Here is a 19,039-nt window from a genome sequence, read left to right on the forward strand (position 1 = left end):
GGACCGTCGCCACCAACCTCCGCTACGGCAAGCCCGACGCCACCGACGAGGAACTCTGGCACGCCCTGGAGGTCGCCCAGGCCGCCGACTTCGTACGCGGCCTCGAAGCGGGCCTGAACGCCCCGATCGCCCAGGGCGGCACCAACGTCTCCGGCGGACAGCGGCAGCGGCTCGCCATCGCGCGGACGCTGGTGCAGCGGCCCGAGATCTACCTCTTCGACGACTCGTTCTCGGCGCTCGACTACGAGACGGACGCCCTGCTCCGGGCCGCGCTGGCCCGGGAGACGGCGGACTCGACCGTGGTGATCGTCGCCCAGCGCGTCTCCACCATCCGGGACGCCGACCGGACCGAGGCGGAGGCAGCCTGATGGCCGGTCCTGGTGGACGCATGATGGCCGGTGGCGGCCCCGACCAGCGGTCGATGGACTTCAAGGGCTCGGGCAAGCGGCTGCTGAGGCAGCTGGCGCCCGAGCGCGGCGCGCTCTGGGTGATGCTGATCGCCGGCGTGCTGTCGGTGGCGGCCTCGGTGGTGGGCCCGAAGATCCTCGGCAAGGCGACCGACCTCGTCTTCGCGGGCGTCATCGGGCACCAGATCGAGACCGGGACCAAGGAGGAGGCGATCGCGCGGCTGCGCGACTCCGGCGACTCCGGCATGGCGGACATGCTGTCCGGGGTCGACTTCACGCCGGGGCAGGGCATCGACTTCTCCGCCGTCGGCGAGGTCCTGCTCCTGGTCCTCGGGGTGTACGTGGCGGCGGGCCTGCTGATGCTGGTCTCCACCCGCATGTCGATCAAGGTGATCAACCGGACGGTCTACCGGATGCGGGAGGACGTCCAGACGAAGCTGGCACGGCTTCCCCTCTCGTACTTCGACAAGGCGAAGCGCGGCGAGGTGCTGTCCCGGGCGACGAACGACATCGACAACATCTCGCAGACGCTCCAGCAGTCGATGGGCCAGCTGATCAACTCGCTGCTCACCATCGTCGGCGTGCTCGGCATGATGCTCTGGATCTCGCCGCTGCTCGCCCTGGTGGCGCTGGTGACGGTGCCCGTGTCGGTGTTCGTCGCGGCGAAGATCGGCAAGCGCTCGCAGCCGCACTTCGTCCAGCAGTGGAAGTCCACGGGCGCGCTCAACGCGCACGTGGAGGAGATGTACACCGGGCACGCCCTGGTGAAGGTCTTCGGTCGGCAGGAGGAGTCCGCGGAGGACTTCCGCGAGCAGAACGAGGCCCTGTACGAGGCCGGGTTCAAGGCGCAGTTCAACAGCGGCGTGATGCAGCCGGTGATGGTCTTCATCTCGAACATAAACTACGTCCTGGTGGCCGTCGTCGGCGGTCTGAAGGTGGCGAGCGGCACGCTCTCCATCGGTGACGTGCAGGCCTTCATCCAGTACTCGCGCCAGTTCTCGATGCCGCTGACGCAGGTCGCGTCGATGGCGAACCTGGTCCAGTCGGGCGTCGCGTCGGCCGAGCGGATCTTCGAGCTGCTCGACGCCGAGGAGCAGGAGCCGGACGCTCCGAAGAGCGAGGCGCCGCGGGACCTCGGTCCGGCGGAGGTCAAGGGCAGGGTCGCGCTGGAGGACGTCGCCTTCCGCTACGAGGCCGACAAGCCGCTCATCGAGGGCCTGTCGCTCACCGTGGAGCCGGGCCAGACGGTCGCGATCGTCGGCCCGACCGGAGCCGGCAAGACGACCCTCGTCAACCTCCTCATGCGGTTCTACGAGGTCACGGGCGGCCGGATCACCCTCGACGGGGTCGACATCGCCAAGATGCCCCGCGAGGAACTGCGGGCCGACATCGGCATGGTCCTCCAGGACACCTGGCTCTTCGGCGGCACCATCGCGGAGAACATCGCGTACGGCGCCACGCGCGAGGTGACCCGCGAGGAGATCGAGAGGGCCGCGCGGGCCGCGCACGCCGACCGCTTCGTCCGCACCCTGCCCGACGGCTACGACACGGTCATCGACGACGACGGGGCGGGGGTCAGCGCGGGCGAGAAGCAGCTGATCACCATCGCCCGGGCGTTCCTGTCCGACCCGGTGATCCTCGTCCTCGACGAGGCCACCAGTTCCGTCGACACCCGCACCGAGGTGCTCATCCAGAAGGCGATGGCCCGACTCGCCCACGGCCGCACCTCGTTCGTGATCGCCCACCGGCTCTCCACGATCCGGGACGCGGACGTCATCCTGGTGATGGAGAACGGCTCGATCGTCGAACAGGGCACCCACACCCAGCTGTTGGCGGCCGAAGGGGCCTACGCCCGGCTGTACGCGGCGCAGTTCGCGCAGGCGGTCGCCGAGGTCGACTGAACGGGCATGTGACCCATGCCGCATGATGTGCGGCATGGGTCACACGGTGAAGAACACGGGGTACTGGGTGCCTTCGGTCGCCCTCCGGGCGCGCATACCGGGGGCGGAGCCGGCGGTGCTGCTCCTCGACGGGTCGGGCCGGGTCCGCGGGGACGCGGATCTGGTCTTCGAGGAGCAGTCCTCGCACCCATCGGGGGCGGTGCTGACCGGCCCTTCGGGCTTCGAACTCGATCTGAACGGGGTCGAGTCCGAGGTCGAGCGGATCGTGGTCGCCGGCTGGAGCCGACACGGCGGATTCGGGATCCCCCCGGTGCTGGACGTGGTCGCGCCGGACGGCTCACCCGTCCTCTCCTACGCGCCGGTGGAAGCGCCCGACGTGCCCGCCGTCGCCTTCGGTGTCTTCTACCGGGAGGCGGGCGGCTGGAAGTTCGACGGTCTCGCGGAGGGGTACGGCTCCGGACTCGCCGGGCTCGTCACGGCGTACGGGGTCGAGGTCGCCGAGGACGAGCGGGTACCGGCTCTCGCGCGGCCGGTACGGCTGACCGGTGTGGTGAAGGTTCCGGGCGGGGCTCCTGCCCCCGGCGGGTACCTGCCGGGGTGCTTCCCGCCGCCGGAGCGGCCGTACGAGCTGGTCGACGGCTGGGAGTTCGGCCCGGTCTTCGAGCCCTTCACCGCCGAGGGCCACGGCCACCAGGTGGTCACCGTCGACGCCTCGGTCCCGCCGGGTCCCGTCCTCGTCGAGATGGCGCACGAGGGAGAGGGGTACGTCTCCGTCCATCCGCTCTCCAAGTGGAACAGGGACGAGGAGTTCCTCTTCGCCAACGCGCTGCCCGACTTCCGGGGCTGCAAGATCCTGGAGGCTCCGGAGGGCCGTCCGCTGCGCCTCCGGATCGTCGCCCCGGGCCGGTGGGTGCTGCGGGTGAAGCCGGTCGCGGCGGCCCGCCGCATCGAGACGGTCCTCCACGGCTACGGCCCCGAGCCGATCCTGTACACCGGCCCGGTGGCCGACCTTCAGGTCGACTTCTACGGCTCGCTGGAGATCGACGGGGGATACATCAGCGCCTACACGTACAGGGTGGAGGGCCGCACGACCGTGCCGAAGGACGACGATCTGCTGATGACCGCCAACGGGAAACTGCGGCGGTCGATTCCGCTCCAGGCGGGTCCGCTGGTGCTGCGCTACTACGCGGCGGGCCCGTGGACGCTGACCCTCTTGGACGTCGACAAGGGCCCGTCCTAGTCCAGGTAGCCGCGCAGTTGGTCCGCGTAGGCGTGGTCGCGGAGTTTGGTGAGGGTCTTGGACTCGATCTGGCGGATGCGTTCGCGGGTGACGCCGAAGATGCGGCCTATCTCCTCCAGGGTGCGGGGCCGGCCGTCGTCGAGTCCGTAGCGGAGCTGGACGACCTTGCGTTCGCGCTCGCCGAGGGTGGAGAGGACGTCCTCCAGGTGGCGGCGGAGCAGCAGGAAGGCGGCGGACTCGACGGGTGAGGCGGCGTCGCCGTCCTCGATGAGGTCGCCGAGGGCGACGTCGTCCTCCTCGCCGACGGGGGCGTGCAGGGAGACCGGTTCCTGGGCGAGGCGGAGGACCTCGCCGACCCGCTCGGGGGCCAGGTCCAGCTGGGCGGCGACCTCTTCGGCGGTGGGTTCGTAGCCGCGTTCCTGGAGCATGCGGCGCTGGACGCGGATGACCCGGTTGATGAGTTCGACGACGTGGACGGGGACGCGGATGGTCCGGGCCTGGTCGGCCAGGGCCCGGGACATGGCCTGGCGGATCCACCAGGTGGCGTACGTGGAGAACTTGTAGCCGCGCGCGTAGTCGAACTTCTCCACGGCCCTGATGAGGCCGAGGTTCCCCTCCTGGACGAGGTCGAGCATGGTGAGGCCGCGGCCCACGTACCGTTTGGCGACGGAGACGACGAGGCGCAGGTTGGCCTCGATCAGCTTCCGTTTGGCGATCCGGCCGAGGACGACGATCCGGTCCAGGTCGATCGCCAACTGCGTTTCGAGGTCGGGGGTGTTGGCGAGCTTCTCCTCGGCGAAGAGTCCGGCCTCGACGCGGCGGGCGAGTTCGACCTCCTCCTCGGCGGTGAGCAGCGGGATGCGGCCGATCTCGCGGAGGTACTGGCGGAAGAGGTCGGAGGAGGGGCCGTTGCCGCCGAGGTCGGTCCGGCGCCGCTGGACCGGGATCTCGGGGAGTTCGGCCTGCTCGTCCGGTTCGGTGGTCTGGATCTCGGTCTGCACGGCGGGCGACCTCCAGGAGGGGCGGAACGACACCGTCACCCAGTGTGGGGTACGACACATCGCCGCCACGAGGGGCGTGCGGTGACTTTTTGAGTCCGCTCCGTGACCGAGGGTCAGAGTGCGCCGGCGCCGTTGTTCCGCAGGGACTGCCCGTACTGGGTGAGTACCCACAGCTCGTTCTGGACGGCCGCGAGCTGCTCCGGGTCGCCGTGCGCGCCGAGCCGGGCCAGGGTGCCCTGGACGTCGCGGATGCGGCGGTCGACGGCGCGGAGCCGGACGGTGACGAGCTGATCGCCCGCGTAGGCCTCGTCGACGTTCTTGGCGAAGATCGTCTCGACGGCGAGTTCGGTGACGAGGGAGCGGACGCCGTCGTTGGGGGCGGCCTCGCGGACGGCGTCGAGGTAGTCGGAAGGGGCGCCGGTGGCGCCGCCGGCGTCCTGGACGCACTGGCGGACGGCGGCGTACGGCGGGGCGGTGAACTCGTCGACGCCGTACGCGTCGAAGGCCGGGGAGACCAGTTCGGGGCGCTGGAGGGCGAGCTTGAGGAGTTCACGCTCGGTGCGGTGGGCGGGGCTGCGCAGGTTGAGCGCGGGCCCGGAGGAGGCGGCCGCCGGGGCCGGGGTGTCGTAGCCGCGCTGCGGGGCGGGCTGCGCGGGTCCCTTGCCGCCGCGGTCGCGGGCCCAGCGGGCGAGCTGGGCGACCCGCTTGACGACGAACTGGGTGTCGAGGATGCCGAGCATGCCGGCGAGCTGGACGGCGACCTCGTGCTGGGCGCCGATGTTCTTGATGCGGGCGACGACGGGGGCGGCCTCGTCGAGGGCGGCGGCGCGGCCGGCGGGGGTCTCCAGGTCGTAGCGCTTCACGATCTGGCGGAGTGCGAACTCGAAGAGCGGGGTGCGGGGCTGGACGAGTTCGGCGACGGCCGCGTCGCCCTTGGCGAGCCGCAGTTCGCAGGGGTCCATGCCGTCGGGGGCGATGGCGATGTACGTCTCGGCGGCGAACTTCTGGTCGTCCTCGAAGGCGCGCAGGGCGGCCTTCTGGCCGGCGGAGTCGCCGTCGAAGGTGAAGATGACGCGGGCCGAGCCGTTGTCCATGAGGAGGCGGCGGAGGATCTTGATGTGGTCGCCGCCGAAGGCGGTGCCGCAGGTGGCGATGGCGGTGGTGACGCCGGCGAGGTGGCAGGCCATGACGTCGGTGTAGCCCTCGACGACGACGGCCCGGCTGACCTTGGCGATGTCCTTCTTGGCCAGGTCGATGCCGTAGAGCACCTGGGACTTCTTGTAGATCGGCGTCTCGGGCGTGTTGAGGTACTTGGGGCCGTTGTCGTCGTCGCGGAGCTTGCGCGCGCCGAAGCCGACGACCTCGCCGCCGACGTCCCTGATCGGCCACATGAGGCGGCCGCGGAAGCGGTCGATGGGGCCGCGCCGGCCGTCCTGGGAGAGGCCGGAGACGATCAACTCCTTGTCGGAGAAGCCCTTGCCGCGCAGGAAGCGGGTGAGGTGGTCCCAGCCGGCCGGGGAGTAGCCGACGCCGAAGTGCTCGGCGGCGGCCTGGTCGAAGCCGCGCTCGGCGAGGAACTTCCGGCCGATCTCGGCCTCGGGCGAGCCGAGTTGGTCGACGTAGAACTGGGCGGCGACCTTGTGCGCCTCGATCAGGCGGATGCGCTCGCCCCGCTGGTGGCCGGGGTTGTAGCCGCCTTCCTCGTACCGCAGGGTGATGCCCGCCTTCGCGGCGAGGCGCTCGACCGTCTCCGAGAAGGAGAGGTGGTCGATCTTCATCACGAAGGCGATGGTGTCGCCGCCCTCCTGGCAGCCGAAGCAGTGGAAGAGTCCCTTGCTGGGGCTGACCTGGAAGGAGGGCGACTTCTCGTCGTGGAAGGGGCAGAGACCCTTGAGGTTTCCGCCGCCCGCGTTGCGCAGCTGGAGGTATTCGGACACGACGGCGTCGATCGGGACCGCGTCCCGTACCGCCTTCACGTCGTCATCGTTGATCCTGCCTGCCACGCATGAAGTCTACGTGGGGGCGGGGGTGATCAGAGCAGGCTCTCCAGGGGTACGGAGGGGTCGGCGAGGGCCTCCGGATCCACGGCCGTACGGGCGCGGATGAGGTCCTGGATCGGCTCTGTGACGTCCCACACATTCACGTTCATGCCGGCGAGGACCCGGCCCTCCTTGAGCCAGAAGGCGATGAACTCGCGCTTCCCCGTGTCGCCGCGGACCACCACCTGGTCGTACGAGCCGGGGGGCGCCCAGCCCGAGTACTCCATGCCCAGGTCGTACTGGTCGGTGAAGAAGTAGGGCACGCGGTCGTACGAGACGTGCCGGCCCAGCATGGCGCGGGCGGCGACCGGCCCGCCGTTGAGGGCGTTGGCCCAGTGCTCGACGCGGAGCCGGGTGTGCAGGCGCGGGTGGAGGGCGGCGGCCACGTCGCCGGCCGCGTAGATGTCGGGGTCGGAGGTCCGCAGGGACTCGTCGACGGCGATGCCGCCGCCGTCGGCGCGGTCGACGAGGGCCAGCCCGGAGTTCTCGGCGAGGGCGGTGCGGGGTGCGGCGCCGATCGCGGCGAGCACGGCGTGCGCCGGGTGCTCCTCGCCGTCGTCGGTGCGGACGGCGAGGACCATGCCGTCCTGGCCGACGATCTCGGTGAGCCGGGCGCCGAAGTGGAAGCGGACGCCGTGGTCGGTGTGCAGGTCGGCGAAGAGCTGGCCGAGCTCGGGGCCGAGGACGCGGAAGAGCGGGGTGGGGTCGGCCTCGACGACGGTGACCTCGGCGCCGTAGCCGCGGGCCGCGGCGGCCACCTCCAGGCCGATCCAGCCGCCGCCGGCGATCACCAGGTGGCCGTTGTCCCGGCCGAGGCCGGCGAGGACCTGGCGGAGCCGGTCGGCGTGGGCGAGCCGGCGCAGGTGGTGGACGCCGGCGAGCTCGGTGCCGGGGACGTCGAGGCGGCGCGGCTCGGCGCCGGTGGCGAGGAGCAGCTTGTCGTAGCGGATGACCGTGCCGTCGCCGAGGCGCACGGTGCGGTCCTCGCGGTCGACGGCGGTGACGGACTGCCCGAGGTGCAGTTCGACGTCGTTCGCCGCGTACCAGGCGGCCTCGTGGACGAAGACGCTGTCGCGCTCCTTGGCGCCGGTGAGGTAGCCCTTGGAGAGGGGTGGCCGCTCGTAGGGGTGGTCGCGTTCGTCGCCGATGAGGATCACCCGGCCGTTGAAGCCCTCGGCCCGCAGGGTCTCCGCCGCCTTGGCCCCTGCCAGGCCCCCGCCGACGATGACAAAGGTCTGATCTGCGTCGACCACGTCGTTTCCTCCTCTTTGCGACCGGTTCCAACCTACGCCCCCGGGCGTTCGTCGGGCGTTCCGGCTCGGGGCGCGCATGCGAGCGTCCCGCACCGAGGAGGGTGAGGGAAGAGGACGTGGGGCCTGTCCGGCCCGATCCGCCGGGCGCCCCCTACGCGTGGTGGGGGCGGAGGCGGGCGTGGAGGGCGCGGGCGGAGGCGTCGGTGAGGTTGGCGATCTGGTCGACGATGACGCGCTTGCGGGCGCGGTCGTCGCGGGCCGCGTCGAACGCGGCCCTGAACTGGGGTTCGAGCCCGTCGGGGGCGCGGACGACGAGCGCATCGGCGAGCTCGGCGACGACGATCCGCTGGTCGGCGCGGAGGGCCTCCTGCTCGGCGCGCTGCATCACGTAACGGTCGGCGACGGCCTTGAGGACCGCGCACTCGTTGCGCGCCTCGCGGGGCACGACGAGTTCGGCGGCGTAGCGGGTGAGGCGGCCCGAGCCCCACTTCTGCCGGGTGGCGCCCTCGGCAGCGAGGCAGAAGCGGCCGATGAGCTGGCTGGTGGCGTCCTTGAGGCGGGCCTGGGCGACGGCCGAGCCGTCGTACCCGTGCGGCCACCACTCCTGGTCGACGAGCCGGTCGAGGGCCTCGGCGAGCTCCTGCGGGTCGGTGTCCTCGGGTACGTAGCGGCCGATGGCGACGGCGAAGACGTCGGCGCGCTCGGGCTCGGCGAGGAGCAGGTTGGGGTCGATGTGCCCGGCGTGCAGGCCGTCCTCGAAGTCGTGGACCGAGTAGGCCACGTCGTCGGACCAGTCCATGACCTGGGCCTCGAAGCACTTGCGGTGGGCGGGGGCGCCCTGCCGGATCCATTCGAAGACGGGCAGGTCGTCCTCGTACACGCCGAACTTGGGCGAGCCGGGGTCCTCGGGGTGACCGCCGCGCGCCCACGGGTACTTGGTGGCGGCGTCGAGCGCGGCCCGGGTGAGGTTGAGCCCGACGCTGACGAGCTCCCCGTCGGCGTCCTTCACGAAGCGCTTGGGCTCGATCCGGGTGAGCAGGCGGAGCGACTGGGCGTTCCCCTCGAAGCCGCCGCAGTCCTTGGCGACGTCGTTGAGTGCCTGTTCGCCGTTGTGCCCGAACGGCGGGTGCCCCATGTCGTGGGAGAGGCAGGCGGCCTCGACGAGGTCGGGGTCGCAGCCGAGCGCGGCGCCCAGCTCGCGGCCCACCTGCGCGCACTCCAGGGAGTGGGTGAGCCGGGTGCGGGGGCTGGCGTCCCAGGCGTGGCTCCTGGTGCCGGGCGTGACGACCTGCGTCTTGCCCGCGAGCCTGCGCAGCGCGGCGGAGTGCAGCACGCGGGCGCGGTCGCGCTGGAAGGCGGTGCGGCCGGGGCGTTTGTCGGGCTCCGCGGCCCAGCGGCCGGTCGCGGCGGAGTCGTAGCCGGGGGTGTCCGTGAGGTCTGCGCTGTCCTTGGTGTCCTCGATGCCTTCCATGCCTCGAAGGTAACCGGAGGGACCGACAGAAGGCCTCAGATGGCGGCGAGTTCCCGCGCGGGGGTGGTGGTGCGGGCCGTGCGGGCGCGGTCGTAGCGGTGCAGGACGAGGCGGGCGAGGGCCGGGTGGGCGCCGAGCGGGTCGGCCGCGATCCACGGGGTGTGGGCGGCGGCCCGGGTGGCGAAGAGGCCGGGCGCGGTGAAGCAGGAGGCGACGGCGACCCGGTGCCGGCCCCGGGCGGTCAGCGCCCGGACGGCCTCGGGGACGGTGGGCGCGGCGGCGGACGCGTACGCGGGGACCACGGGGACGCCGCCGAGGCGCTCGCCGAGCAGTGCGGCGATCCGGCGCGTCTCGGCCCCGGACCGGGGGTCGCGGGAGCCGGCGGAGGCGAGGACGACGCCGGTGTCGCGCGCGGTCCCGTCCTGCGCCGTCCAGCCGGCCTCGGCGAGCCGGCCGACGAGCGCCTCGACGAGCAGGGGGTGCGCTCCGAGGGGCTCGGCGACCCGGGCGCGGAGCGCGGGTGTGGCGGCGACCGCCGCCGGCAGGTCGTGGGTGACGTGGTGCCCGGGGGCGAAGAGCAGGGGGACGAGGACGGCGTCCCGGCCTTCGGCCGCGACGGCCGCGAGCGTGTCGTCGAGCAGCGGGGCGTTCAGCTCGATGTGGGCCAGGCGCACGTCGAGCCCGGGGCGCAGCTCGCGGACCCGTTCGAGCAGCCTGCTCAGCGTGGCCCGCGCCCGGGGGTCTCTGCTGCCGTGTCCGACGGCGACGAGAGTGGGGGCGGGTGCGGTCGGCGGGGGCGTGCTCGGGGCGGCCGTGGCGGTGGCGAGCCCGGCGCGGGTGGGCGTGCTCGGGGCGGCGGTCGCGGTGGCGAGCCCCGCGCGGCTCTGCCCGGCGCGGCTCTGCCCGGCGCGGGTGGGCGTGCTCGGGGCGGCGGTCGCGGTGGCGAGCCCGGCGCGGCTCCGGCCCGCGCGGGCGGGTGCGGTCGGGGCGGGCGTGGTGGTGGCGAGCCGTGTGCGGCTCTGCCCGGCGAGGGCGGGGTCGTTCATCGGTGGGCCTCCTCGTCTTGCTTCCGCTGCCGACGGCCGTCCGGACGCACCCGGGCGGGCCCCGTCCCGAGTCGGCCGGCGGTCCTTCCCGGCAGCCCGGCCCTTCCCGGCAGCCCGGCGGCGCCGGCGGGCGTGCTGTCCGGCTCCGTCATGGGCCGATCCTGACGGCGGCGCGTTGCCTCGCCGTTTCGGGCGCGTGACGTGTCTTTGCCGCCCGCTCACGCCTCCCGGGGCCCGCCTGCCAGCCGGGCCCGGGCGCGTCGGCCCGCGGTCCGCGTGCGGTGGTCGGTGTGGCGGCCCGTGGGGTGGGCGCCGAGAATGGGAGGGCCGGACGGGGTGCGTGACGACGCCCGTGAATCCCGGCAGGGACCCAGGTGATCACGCATGTGCCGATGGCTCGCGTACCGGGGAACGCCGGTGCTGCTCGACACCATCCTCTACCGGCCGGCCCACTCCCTGATCGACCAGAGCCTGCACTCCAAACTGGGCGTGGAGACCACCAACGGCGACGGGTTCGGCGTCGGCTGGTACTCGGCGCACGACGAGACCCCCGCGCTGCTCAGGGACGTCGGCCCGGCCTGGAACAACCGCAATCTGCGGGAACTGGCGGACCACGTCCGGTCCCCGCTGTTCTTCGCTCACATCCGGGCGTCGACCGGTACGGCGGTGCAGCAGTCGAACTGCCACCCGTTCCGGCACGGCCGCTGGATGTTCATGCACAACGGCGCCATCGACGGGTTCCGCCTGATGCGCCGTGACCTGGTGATGCTCGTCGACCCGGGGCTCTACGCCGACATCGAGGGCACGACGGACTCCGAGGTGATGTTCTTCCTGGCCCTCACCTTCGGGCTCGACCGGGACCCGCCCGCCGCCGTCGCCGCGATGGCGGGCGTCGTGGAGCGGGTCGGCCGTGAGCACGGGGTGGAGTTCCCGCTCCAGATGACGCTCGCCCTCACCGAAGGCGAGCGCGTCTGGGCCTTCCGCTACTCCACCGCGGGCGCGTCCCGTTCGCTGTTCTACAGCAACCGGGTGGAGACCCTGCGCAGGCTCCACCCCGACGTCGCGTTCCTGCGGGAGGTGTCCGACGAGACCCGTCTCATCGTGTCCGAGCCCCTCGGCGACCTGCCCGGTGCCTGGAACGAGGTCCCGGAGAGCAGCTACGGCGTCGTCCAGCCGGGGTCCGACGAGCTCCACGGGTTCGCGCCAACGGCGGCGTGACGGCGGGCCGGTCTCCGGCCCCGGTCGACGAGCCGCCGTTACGCGCTCAGCCAGACGCGGAGGGGGCCGGTGGCGGTGAAGCCGGCGGCGAGGGCGGGCGGGAGGTCGTCGCCCGACTCGTAGCCGACGAGGGGGCGGTCGGCGGGGGCGGCGGCGAGGACGCCCGCCCAGGTGACGGAGGGGTCGGTGTCGCCGGTGGCGAAGAGGTTGGAGAGGCCGGTGACGGCGCCGCTGTCGCTGAGGACGGCTCCGCCGATGATCCGGCCGTCGTCCGCGTACCCGGCGACGATCGTGGTGGCCTGGTCGGCGAGGAGCTCGGGGCGGAAGAGCGCCGCGTCGTCGGCGTCGTCGCCGCTCCAGGCGAGCGCCCAGGCGGCGAGTTCGTCCGGGGTGCGGACGGGGCGCCAGTCGCCGGAGGTCCGGGGGGCGGGGAGGCCGGCGGGGCGGGCGATCCACTGGGCCTCGAAGAGGAGGTGGAAGCCGTGGGCGGCCAGGTCGAGGCGGGCGTAGCTGTCCTTGACGGAGGCGCCGGGGGTGGTGCGGTCGATGCCGGAGAGGACGTCCTCGACGTCCGCGTCCTCGGTGAGGGTGACGGCGTCCGGGTAGTAGAGGGGCGTGCGGGCGGCGCTGGTCCAGGCGCGGGGCCCGAAGGTGCCGGAGAGCCCGTGGGCGCGGCACATGGCCTCGCACCAGTCAGCGTTGTTGCGGACCGCGCCCCCGAGGACGTCGTTGATGATCATGCGCGGATCGTACGGGTCCGCCCCCGTTCCCCTCCCCTCTTTTTTCGTTCCGAATCACGGAATATCTTTTCCGCTATGAGAATGTCCCCGCCCGCGCTCCCCCGGCGCGCCGCCGCCGAGTTCATCGGCACCGCCGCCCTCGTCGCCGTCGTCGTCGGCTCCGGCATCCGCGCCGACTCCCTCAGCCAGGACATCGGCGTCCGGCTGCTCGCCAACGCCGCCGCCTCCGCCGTCGGCCTCGGACTGCTGATCGCGCTGATCGGCCCGCTGTCCGGGGCCCACTTCAACCCCGTCGTGACGCTCTCGGAATGGTGGTCGCGGCGGCCGGAGCGCGGCGGCCGGGAGGCCCTCGCCTACATCGCCGCGCAGCTCGCCGGCGCCGTGGCGGGCGCCCTGCTCGCCGAGGCCATGTTCGGGCGGGCGCCCGGCGGCTGGGCGACCGAGCCTCGCTCGGCCCTGCACCTGCTGCTCGGGGAGGCCGTCGCCACCGCGGGCCTCGTCCTCGTCGTGCAGGGCCTGCGGCACATCGGCCGCCCGGGCCTCGCGCCCGTCGCCGTCGCGGGCTACATCGGCGCGGCGATCTGGTTCACCTCCTCCGGTTCCTTCGCCAACCCGGCGGCCACGCTCGGCCGCGCGTTCTCCGACTCGTTCACCGGCATCGCCCCCGCGTCGGTGCCGGCGTTCGCGGCCGCCCAGCTGACCGGGATGCTGATCGGCCTGGTCCTGGCCGGTGTGTTGTACGGAACACACCGGGCGTCCGGTGAACCGAACGCCGCCGAAGCGCGTCGGACGGGGTGACAGGCCGGCACCGTTCCCCCTCGCCACCGGGGCGACGGCGCCACCGATTCCCGCACCACGGAGGTTCCCGCATGCCGGCTCGGCTCTCGCGGCTGGTCCCCCGCACCACCCGGGCCCGCCGCCGTACCGTCCAGGCCGTGATGCTGGGCGCGGTCCTCGCGCTCGCCCCCGTCACCTGGATGCACACGGCCGCCGCCGGGAAGCTACGCACCACCGCGGACGTGCCTGCCGGGGACGTCGCCGTCGTCTTCGGCGCGGGTCTGTGGAACGGGCGCCCCACGCCGTACCTCGCGCACCGGCTCGACACGGCGGCCGAGCTGTACCGCACGGGCAAGGTGCGGGTCCTGCTGGTCACCGGCGACAACAGCAGGACCGCATACGACGAGCCGAGCGCCATGCGCGCCTACCTCGCCGCGCGCGGGGTGCCGGACGGACGGATCGTCAGCGACTACGCGGGCTTCGACACCTGGGACTCCTGCGTCCGGGCCCGGAAGGTGTTCGGCGTCGACCGGGCCGTCCTCGTCACCCAGGACTTCCACATCAAGCGGGCCGTCGCGCTGTGCGGCCGGGCGGGCGTGGACGCGTACGGCGTGGGGGTCGCCGAGCCCCACGACCGCACCTGGTACTACGGCACCACCCGGGAGCTCTTCGCGGCGGGCAAGGCCGCCCTGGACGCCGGACTGCGGCCCGACCCGCACTTCCTCGGGCCGCGGGAGAACGGCGTCACCGAGGCCCTCTCCTCACCTCGTGACCTGCCGTGAGCTGAGCGGAGAGCACCGCGCCCGTAATACGCGGCGCCGCCCCGCGTAACACTCCGGACGCATGCTGGCCGCATGTCCGACGCCACCGCGGTTCCCACCCACTGCCCCTACTGCGCCCTGCAGTGCGGCATGTCGCTCCGCCCCACCGGCACCCCGGAGCTGCCCGCCGAGGTGGTCGAGCGGACCGACTTCCCCGTCAACCGGGGCGCGCTGTGCGGCAAGGGCCGCACCGCCCCCTCCGTACTCTCCTCCCGGGTCCGGCTCACCGAGCCCCTGGTCCGATGCCCTGACACGGGGGCCCTGCGGCCCGCGACCTGGGAGGAGGCACTCTCCGCCGTCGCCGGGGGGCTGTCCAGGACCCGCGCCGACCACGGTCCCGATGCCGTGGGGGTCTTCGGCGGCGGCGGCCTCACCAACGAGAAGGCGTACACCCTGGGCAAGTTCGCCCGGCTCGTCCTCGGCACCTCGCAGATCGACTACAACGGCCGCTTCTGCATGTCGTCCGCGGCCGCCGCGCACCAGCGGGCCTTCGGCCTCGACCGGGGACTCCCCTTCCCCCTGGAGGACATCCCGAAGACGGGCTGCGTGATCCTCGTCGGCTCCAACCTCGCCGAGACCATGCCGCCCGCGCTCCGCTACCTCACCGAGCTGCGGGAGAACGGCGGAAAACTGATCGTCGTCGACCCGCGCCGCACCCGCACCGCCGAGCAGGCCGACCTGCACCTCGCCCCGCGCCCCGGCACCGACCTCGCGCTCGCCCTCGGCATGCTCCACCTCGTGGTCGCCGAGGGACGCGTGGACGAGGAGTTCGTCGCCGCCCGCACCGACGGCTGGGCGGCCGCCCGCGCCGGAGCCATGTCGCACTGGCCCGAGCAGGTCGAGCGGATCACCGGCGTGTCCCTGCCGCGGCTGCGCGAGGCGGTCGCGATGTTCTGCGACGCCGAGACCGGCATGGTGCTCACCGCCCGCGGCCCCGAGCAGCAGTCCAAGGGCACCGACACCGTCGGCGCCTGGATCAACCTCTGCCTCGCCACCGGCAGGGCGGGCCGGCCGCTGAGCGGTTACGGCTGCCTCACCGGCCAGGGCAACGGCCAGGGCGGCCGCGAGCACGGCCAGAAGGCCGACCAGCTGCCCGGCTACCGCAAGCTCGACGACCCGGCCGCCCGCGAGCACGTCGCCGGGGTCTGGGGGGTGGACCCGGAGACGCTGCCCGGGCCCGGGCGGAGCGCGTACGAGCTCCTCGACGCGCTCGGCGGCGACGTGAAGGCGCTGCTGCTGATGGGCTCCAACCCGGTGGTCTCGGCGCCCCGCGCCGCACACGTCGAGGGGCGGCTGCGGTCGCTCGACTTCCTCGCCGTCGCGGACGTGGTGCTCTCCGAGACCGCCGAACTCGCCGACGTCGTCCTGCCCGTGACCCAGTGGGCGGAGGAGACCGGCACCATGACCAACCTGGAGGGCCGGGTGCTGCTGCGCCGGCGGGCCCTCACTCCGCCCGGGGGCGTGCGCAGCGACCTGGAGGTGATGCACGCGCTGGCCGGGCTGCTCGGCTGGGAGAAGGGCTTCCCCACCGACCCGGAGGAGGTCTTCGACGAGCTGCGGCGCGCCTCGGCGGGCGGCCCCGCCGACTACGCGGGCATCAGCTACCGCCGCATCGAGGAGGAACAGGGCGTCTTCTGGCCCTGCCCGGAACCCGGGCACGCGGGGACGCCCCGGCTCTTCCTCGACCGGTTCGCGACGCCCGACGGGCGCGCCCGGTTCGTGCCGGTCGTCCACCGGGCGGCGGCCGAGGAGACGGACGCCGAGTACCCGGTGGTCCTCACCACCGGACGGGTCGTGTCCCAGTACCAGTCGGGGGCGCAGACCCGGCGGGTCGACGAGCTGAACGCGGCGGCGCCCGGCCCCTTCGTGGAGCTCCACCCCCGGCTCGCCGAGCGGCTCGGGGTCGCCGAGGGCGAGCGGCTCGCGGTGGTCTCGCGGCGCGGCCGGGCGGTGGCGCCCGCCCGGATCACCCCGTCCATCCGCCCGGACACGGTCTTCATGCCGTTCCACTGGTACGGCGAGGGGCGGGCGAACACCCTGGTGAACCCGGCGCTCGACCCGGTCTCCCGGATGCCCGAGTTCAAGGTCTGCGCGGTCCGCCTGGAGCGTGCCGGGGACGCGGCGGCTACGGCCGGCTGAACCAGTCGCCGCTCTCGATGACCGGGCCGAGGGGCGCGTCCGGCGCCGCCAGGAACACCCAGGCGGAGACCCGGGCCCCGTCCCGTACCCGGACGACGTCCATCGCCACCCGCTCGTAGCCGACGGGCAGTTCGAGGCGGTCGAGCAGTCCGAACAGCTCGCCGTAGGAGCCGGGCGAGGGCGTGAGGAGGGTGCCGACGACCTGGCCGCCGTCCGCCGGGACGACGTACGGATAGCCGGGCCCGTCGTGCAGGACGGCCCCGTGCAGCACGGCGTCCGCCTCGGTGCCGATGCGGCCGGCGAGGAACCGGTCGTGGTTGTACGCGCCGGGGCGCAGCGTCCCGTAGACGAAGAACGGCCGCTCGTCGTCCACCGGTGCGAGGCCCTCGATCGACGGAGCCGCCTCGGTCTCGCGGTCGACCCAGCGGGCGTAGCCCTCGCTGACCCGGGTCACCCGGGTGGCGAGGATCTCGGGCGTCTCGTAGTCGTGGGCGGCGAGGAGGTGGGACTCGAGGCCCGGGTAGCGAGCCTCGGTGGTCTTGAACACGACCTCCCACTCCTCGGTGGTCTCGATCGCGCCCTGCCAGTGGTAGACGGAGGTGACGGGCCCCGAGATCTGCGCGCAGGCGGCGAGCCGGGCCTCGACGGCGCCGCGCGCCAGGGCCTCGGCCTTGGCGCGCGCGTCGGTGGTGGTGCGGACGGTGACGATCACGCCTTCACCGTACGGGCGAACTGGGCGTCGTGCAGCCGGGCGTACGCGCCGCCCGCGGCGAGGAGCTCCTCGTGGGTGCCCTGTTCGGCGATCGACCCGCCGTCCATCACCAGGATGGTGTCGGCGTCCCGGATCGTGGAGAGCCGGTGGGCGACGACGAAGCTGGTGCGGCCCGCGCGGAGCGAGGCCATGGCCTGCTGGACGAGGAGCTCGGTGCGGGTGTCGACGGAGCTGGTGGCCTCGTCGAGGACGAGGATCACCGGGTCGGACAGGAAGGCGCGGGCCAGGGTGACCAGCTGCTTCTCGCCGGCGCTGAGTCCTCCCCCGTCCTCGTCGAGGACGGTGTCGTAGCCGTCGGGCAGGGTGCGGACGAAGCGGTCGGCGTGCGCGGCCCGCGCGGCCGCGACGATCCGCTCCCGCGACACCTCGCCGGGCACCCCGTAGGCGATGTTGTCGGCGATGGTGCCGCCGAAGAGCCAGGTGTCCTGGAGGACCATGCCGATGCCGGAGCGCAGCTCCTCGCGGGTCATCCCGGCGATGTCCACCCCGTCGAGGGTGATGCGGCCGCCGGTCACCTCGTGGAAGCGGAGGAGGAGGTTGACCAGGGTCGTCTTGCCGGCGCCGGTCGGGCCGACGATGGCGACGGTCCGGCCCGGCTCCACGGTGAGCGACAGGTCCTCGATGAGCGGCTTGTCGGCCTCGTAGCGGAAGGCGGCCTTCTCGAAGGAGACCCGGCCGCGGAGCTCGGCGGGCCTCTCCGGCCGGGCCGGCTCGGGGGACTCCTCCTCGGCGTCGAGGAGGTCGAAGACCCGCTCGGCGGAGGCCACCCCGGACTGGAGGAGGTTGGCCATGGCGGCGACCTGGTTGATGGGGCCGTTGAAGTCGTACGAGTACTGGACGAACGCCTGGACGTCGCCGACGGTCAGGCTGCCGCTCGCCACCCGCAGGCCGCCGGCCACGGCGACGACGACGTAGTTGAGGTTCCCGACCAGGGTGAGGGCCGGCTGGATGAAGCCGGACACGAACTGGGCGCGGAAGCTCGCCCTGTACAGCTCCTCGCCGAGCTCGTCGAAGCGGCGGACGGCCTCGGCGCGGCGGCCGAAGGCGACGACCTCGGTGTGGCCGGTGATCATCTCCTCGACGTGGCTGCCGAGCCGGCCGGTGACCGCCCACTGCTTCACGAACTGCGGCTGGGCCCGCTTGCCGACGAAGGCGGCCACGGCGACCGAGACGGGCACGGTGGCGAGGGCGACGAGGGCGAGCACCGGGGAGATCCAGAACATCATCAGGAGGACGCCGACCAGGCTGAGCAGGGCGCGCGTCATCTGGCTGAAGGCCTGCTGGAGGGTCTGCGTGATGTTGTCGATGTCGTTGGTGGTGCGGGAGAGGACCTCGCCGCGCGGCTGCCCGTCCAGGTAGGTCAGGGGCAGCCGGGCCAGTTTGTGCTGGGCCCGCTCCCGGAGCCGGTGGCCGGCCCGCTGGACGACGGTGGTGGCGATCCTCAGCTGCACCCAGGTGAACAGCGACGAGCCGGCGACGACGGCGACGGAGAGGGCGAGGATCCGTCCGACGGCGGGGAAGTCGACGCCGCCGGCCCCGGTGACCCCGCCGACGACGAGGTCGGTGGCGCGGCCGAGGAGCAGCGGGCCGAGGACGGACAGGGCGACGGCCGTGCCGCCGGCGGCGACGACGGCGGCCAGGCGGGCCCGGTCGGGGGCGAGGGTGCGCAGCAGGCGGAGCCCGGAGGAGCGGAAGGACAGCGACCGTTCGAGCGACGGGGTGGCGAGGCCGGGGCCGCGCTGCGGCGGGGGTCCGGTGCGGGCGGGAGCGGCGGCGGGGCTCGGGGTGCGGGTCGCCGTGGCCGTGCTCATGCGGCTTCCTCCTCGGTGAGCTGGGAGAGGACGATCTCCCGGTAGGTGGCGTTGTCCCGCATGAGGGACGTGTGGGTGCCGGTGCCGACGGTCCGGCCCCGGTCGAGGACGACGATCCGGTCGGCGTCCCGGATGGTGGAGACGCGCTGGGCGACGATCACCACGGTCGAGTCCGCCGTCTCCCGGGCCAGCGCGGCCCGGGGGCGGGCGACGAGGACCCGGGCGATGGCGAGCCGCTGCCGCTGTCCGCCGGAGAAGTTGGTGCCGCCCTGGGAGACGGGCGCGTCGAGCCTCCCGTCGAGGTCGCGTACGAAGTCGGCGGCCTGGGCGACCTCCAGGGCGTGCCAGAGTTCCTCGTCGGTGGCGTCGGGCTTGCCGTAGCGGAGGTTGGTGGCGACGGTCC

Annotated in this window: 15 protein-coding genes and 1 pseudogene; 7 read left to right on the forward strand and 9 right to left on the reverse strand. The window is 73.3% G+C overall.

All coding sequences use genetic code 11. From position 1 onward, the window contains the following. From OO54_RS39045 to OO54_RS39055, 3 genes and pseudogenes are all read left to right on the forward strand, one after another. A pseudogene (locus OO54_RS39045) lies at positions 1-347 on the forward strand (ATP-binding cassette domain-containing protein); the annotation flags it as partial. A 20-nt stretch (positions 348-367) separates the two neighbouring features. After that, the gene (locus OO54_RS39050; RefSeq protein ID WP_033212046.1) at positions 368-2,308 is read left to right on the forward strand and encodes an ABC transporter ATP-binding protein; all 1,941 of its coding nucleotides are present in this window, start codon (positions 368-370) and stop codon (positions 2,306-2,308) included. Positions 2,309-2,342: 34 nt separating this feature from the next. Then, complete coding sequence (locus tag OO54_RS39055; RefSeq protein WP_234439269.1) at positions 2,343-3,548, forward strand: TerD family protein; 1,206 nt, start codon at positions 2,343-2,345, stop codon at positions 3,546-3,548. On the opposite strand, the gene OO54_RS39060 is transcribed toward OO54_RS39055, so the two are convergent. The 5 genes from OO54_RS39060 to OO54_RS39080 form a co-directional block, all read right to left on the reverse strand. Beyond that, the gene (locus OO54_RS39060) at positions 3,545-4,495 is read right to left on the reverse strand and encodes an RNA polymerase sigma factor (protein WP_033212072.1); all 951 of its coding nucleotides are present in this window, start codon (positions 4,493-4,495) and stop codon (positions 3,545-3,547) included. The two genes, OO54_RS39055 and OO54_RS39060, sit on opposite strands and share 4 nt — an antisense overlap. A gap of 167 nt (positions 4,496-4,662) precedes the next feature. Continuing rightward, a complete protein-coding gene (gene dnaG / locus OO54_RS39065; protein WP_033212050.1) occupies positions 4,663-6,552 on the reverse strand; it encodes a DNA primase in 1,890 nt (629 codons plus the stop codon). 29 nt (positions 6,553-6,581) lie between these two features. Continuing rightward, positions 6,582-7,841 (reverse strand): NAD(P)/FAD-dependent oxidoreductase, encoded by a 1,260-nt coding sequence (locus OO54_RS39070; RefSeq protein WP_033212052.1) that lies wholly within the window; start codon positions 7,839-7,841, stop codon positions 6,582-6,584. 151 nt (positions 7,842-7,992) lie between these two features. Continuing rightward, positions 7,993-9,312 carry a deoxyguanosinetriphosphate triphosphohydrolase gene (locus OO54_RS39075; RefSeq protein ID WP_033212054.1) on the reverse strand — a complete coding sequence of 440 codons (1,320 nt, stop codon included), beginning with the start codon at positions 9,310-9,312 and terminating at the stop codon, positions 7,993-7,995. A 35-nt stretch (positions 9,313-9,347) separates the two neighbouring features. Then, the gene (locus OO54_RS39080; protein ID WP_063738375.1) at positions 9,348-10,358 is read right to left on the reverse strand and encodes a sirohydrochlorin chelatase; all 1,011 of its coding nucleotides are present in this window, start codon (positions 10,356-10,358) and stop codon (positions 9,348-9,350) included. Positions 10,359-10,742: 384 nt separating this feature from the next. Here OO54_RS39080 and OO54_RS39085 point away from each other — a divergent pair, with 384 nt between their 5' ends. Continuing rightward, a complete protein-coding gene (locus OO54_RS39085; RefSeq protein ID WP_033212056.1) occupies positions 10,743-11,576 on the forward strand; it encodes a class II glutamine amidotransferase in 834 nt (277 codons plus the stop codon). A gap of 38 nt (positions 11,577-11,614) precedes the next feature. On the opposite strand, the gene OO54_RS39090 is transcribed toward OO54_RS39085, so the two are convergent. Then, positions 11,615-12,316 carry a hypothetical protein gene (locus tag OO54_RS39090; RefSeq protein ID WP_033212059.1) on the reverse strand — a complete coding sequence of 234 codons (702 nt, stop codon included), beginning with the start codon at positions 12,314-12,316 and terminating at the stop codon, positions 11,615-11,617. 75 nt (positions 12,317-12,391) lie between these two features. Between OO54_RS39090 and OO54_RS39095 the strand changes: the two genes are divergently transcribed. The 3 genes from OO54_RS39095 to OO54_RS39105 all read left to right on the forward strand — a co-directional run bounded on the left by OO54_RS39095 (position 12,392) and on the right by OO54_RS39105 (position 16,053). Next, the gene (locus OO54_RS39095) at positions 12,392-13,114 is read left to right on the forward strand and encodes an aquaporin (RefSeq protein WP_033212061.1); all 723 of its coding nucleotides are present in this window, start codon (positions 12,392-12,394) and stop codon (positions 13,112-13,114) included. Between the two features lie 71 nt (positions 13,115-13,185). Continuing rightward, positions 13,186-13,875, forward strand: a complete 690-nt coding sequence (locus OO54_RS39100; RefSeq protein WP_017239196.1) for a SanA/YdcF family protein — start codon at positions 13,186-13,188, stop codon at positions 13,873-13,875. Positions 13,876-13,947: 72 nt separating this feature from the next. Then, positions 13,948-16,053 (forward strand): molybdopterin oxidoreductase family protein, encoded by a 2,106-nt coding sequence (locus OO54_RS39105; RefSeq protein WP_033212063.1) that lies wholly within the window; start codon positions 13,948-13,950, stop codon positions 16,051-16,053. On the opposite strand, the gene cutA is transcribed toward OO54_RS39105, so the two are convergent. The 3 genes from cutA to OO54_RS39120 form a co-directional block, all read right to left on the reverse strand. Next, positions 16,040-16,765 carry a divalent cation tolerance protein CutA gene (cutA, locus tag OO54_RS39110; RefSeq protein WP_033212065.1) on the reverse strand — a complete coding sequence of 242 codons (726 nt, stop codon included), beginning with the start codon at positions 16,763-16,765 and terminating at the stop codon, positions 16,040-16,042. The genes OO54_RS39105 and cutA overlap by 14 nt on opposite strands. Further along, on the reverse strand, positions 16,762-18,636 hold the full coding sequence (locus OO54_RS39115) for an ABC transporter ATP-binding protein (protein WP_033212067.1): 1,875 nt from the start codon (positions 18,634-18,636) through the stop codon (positions 16,762-16,764). The genes cutA and OO54_RS39115 overlap by 4 nt, the downstream gene beginning before the upstream one ends. Beyond that, on the reverse strand, positions 18,633-19,039 hold a 407-nt coding region (locus OO54_RS39120), incomplete at its 5' end, for an ATP-binding cassette domain-containing protein (RefSeq protein ID WP_033212070.1). The genes OO54_RS39120 and OO54_RS39115, both read right to left, overlap by 4 nt.

Source organism: Streptomyces wedmorensis (assembly GCF_000716445.1).
Taxonomy (GTDB): Bacteria; Actinomycetota; Actinomycetes; order Streptomycetales; family Streptomycetaceae; genus Streptomyces; species Streptomyces wedmorensis.

What these genes read in the sequence shown, in the direction of transcription:
- OO54_RS39105 (WP_033212063.1), top strand. Translation starts at nt 13,948, where the DNA reads ATGTCCGACGCCACCGCGGTTCCCACCCACTGCCCCTACTGCGCCCTG.
- OO54_RS39080 (WP_063738375.1), bottom strand. Translation starts at nt 10,358, where the DNA reads ATGAACGACCCCGCCCTCGCCGGGCAGAGCCGCACACGGCTCGCCACC.
- OO54_RS39055 (WP_234439269.1), top strand. Translation starts at nt 2,343, where the DNA reads ATGGGTCACACGGTGAAGAACACGGGGTACTGGGTGCCTTCGGTCGCC.
- OO54_RS39090 (WP_033212059.1), bottom strand. Translation starts at nt 12,316, where the DNA reads ATGATCATCAACGACGTCCTCGGGGGCGCGGTCCGCAACAACGCTGAC.
- OO54_RS39100 (WP_017239196.1), top strand. Translation starts at nt 13,186, where the DNA reads ATGCCGGCTCGGCTCTCGCGGCTGGTCCCCCGCACCACCCGGGCCCGC.
- OO54_RS39115 (WP_033212067.1), bottom strand. Translation starts at nt 18,636, where the DNA reads ATGAGCACGGCCACGGCGACCCGCACCCCGAGCCCCGCCGCCGCTCCC.
- OO54_RS39075 (WP_033212054.1), bottom strand. Translation starts at nt 9,312, where the DNA reads ATGGAAGGCATCGAGGACACCAAGGACAGCGCAGACCTCACGGACACC.
- OO54_RS39050 (WP_033212046.1), top strand. Translation starts at nt 368, where the DNA reads ATGGCCGGTCCTGGTGGACGCATGATGGCCGGTGGCGGCCCCGACCAG.
- OO54_RS39095 (WP_033212061.1), top strand. Translation starts at nt 12,392, where the DNA reads ATGAGAATGTCCCCGCCCGCGCTCCCCCGGCGCGCCGCCGCCGAGTTC.
- OO54_RS39085 (WP_033212056.1), top strand. Translation starts at nt 10,743, where the DNA reads ATGTGCCGATGGCTCGCGTACCGGGGAACGCCGGTGCTGCTCGACACC.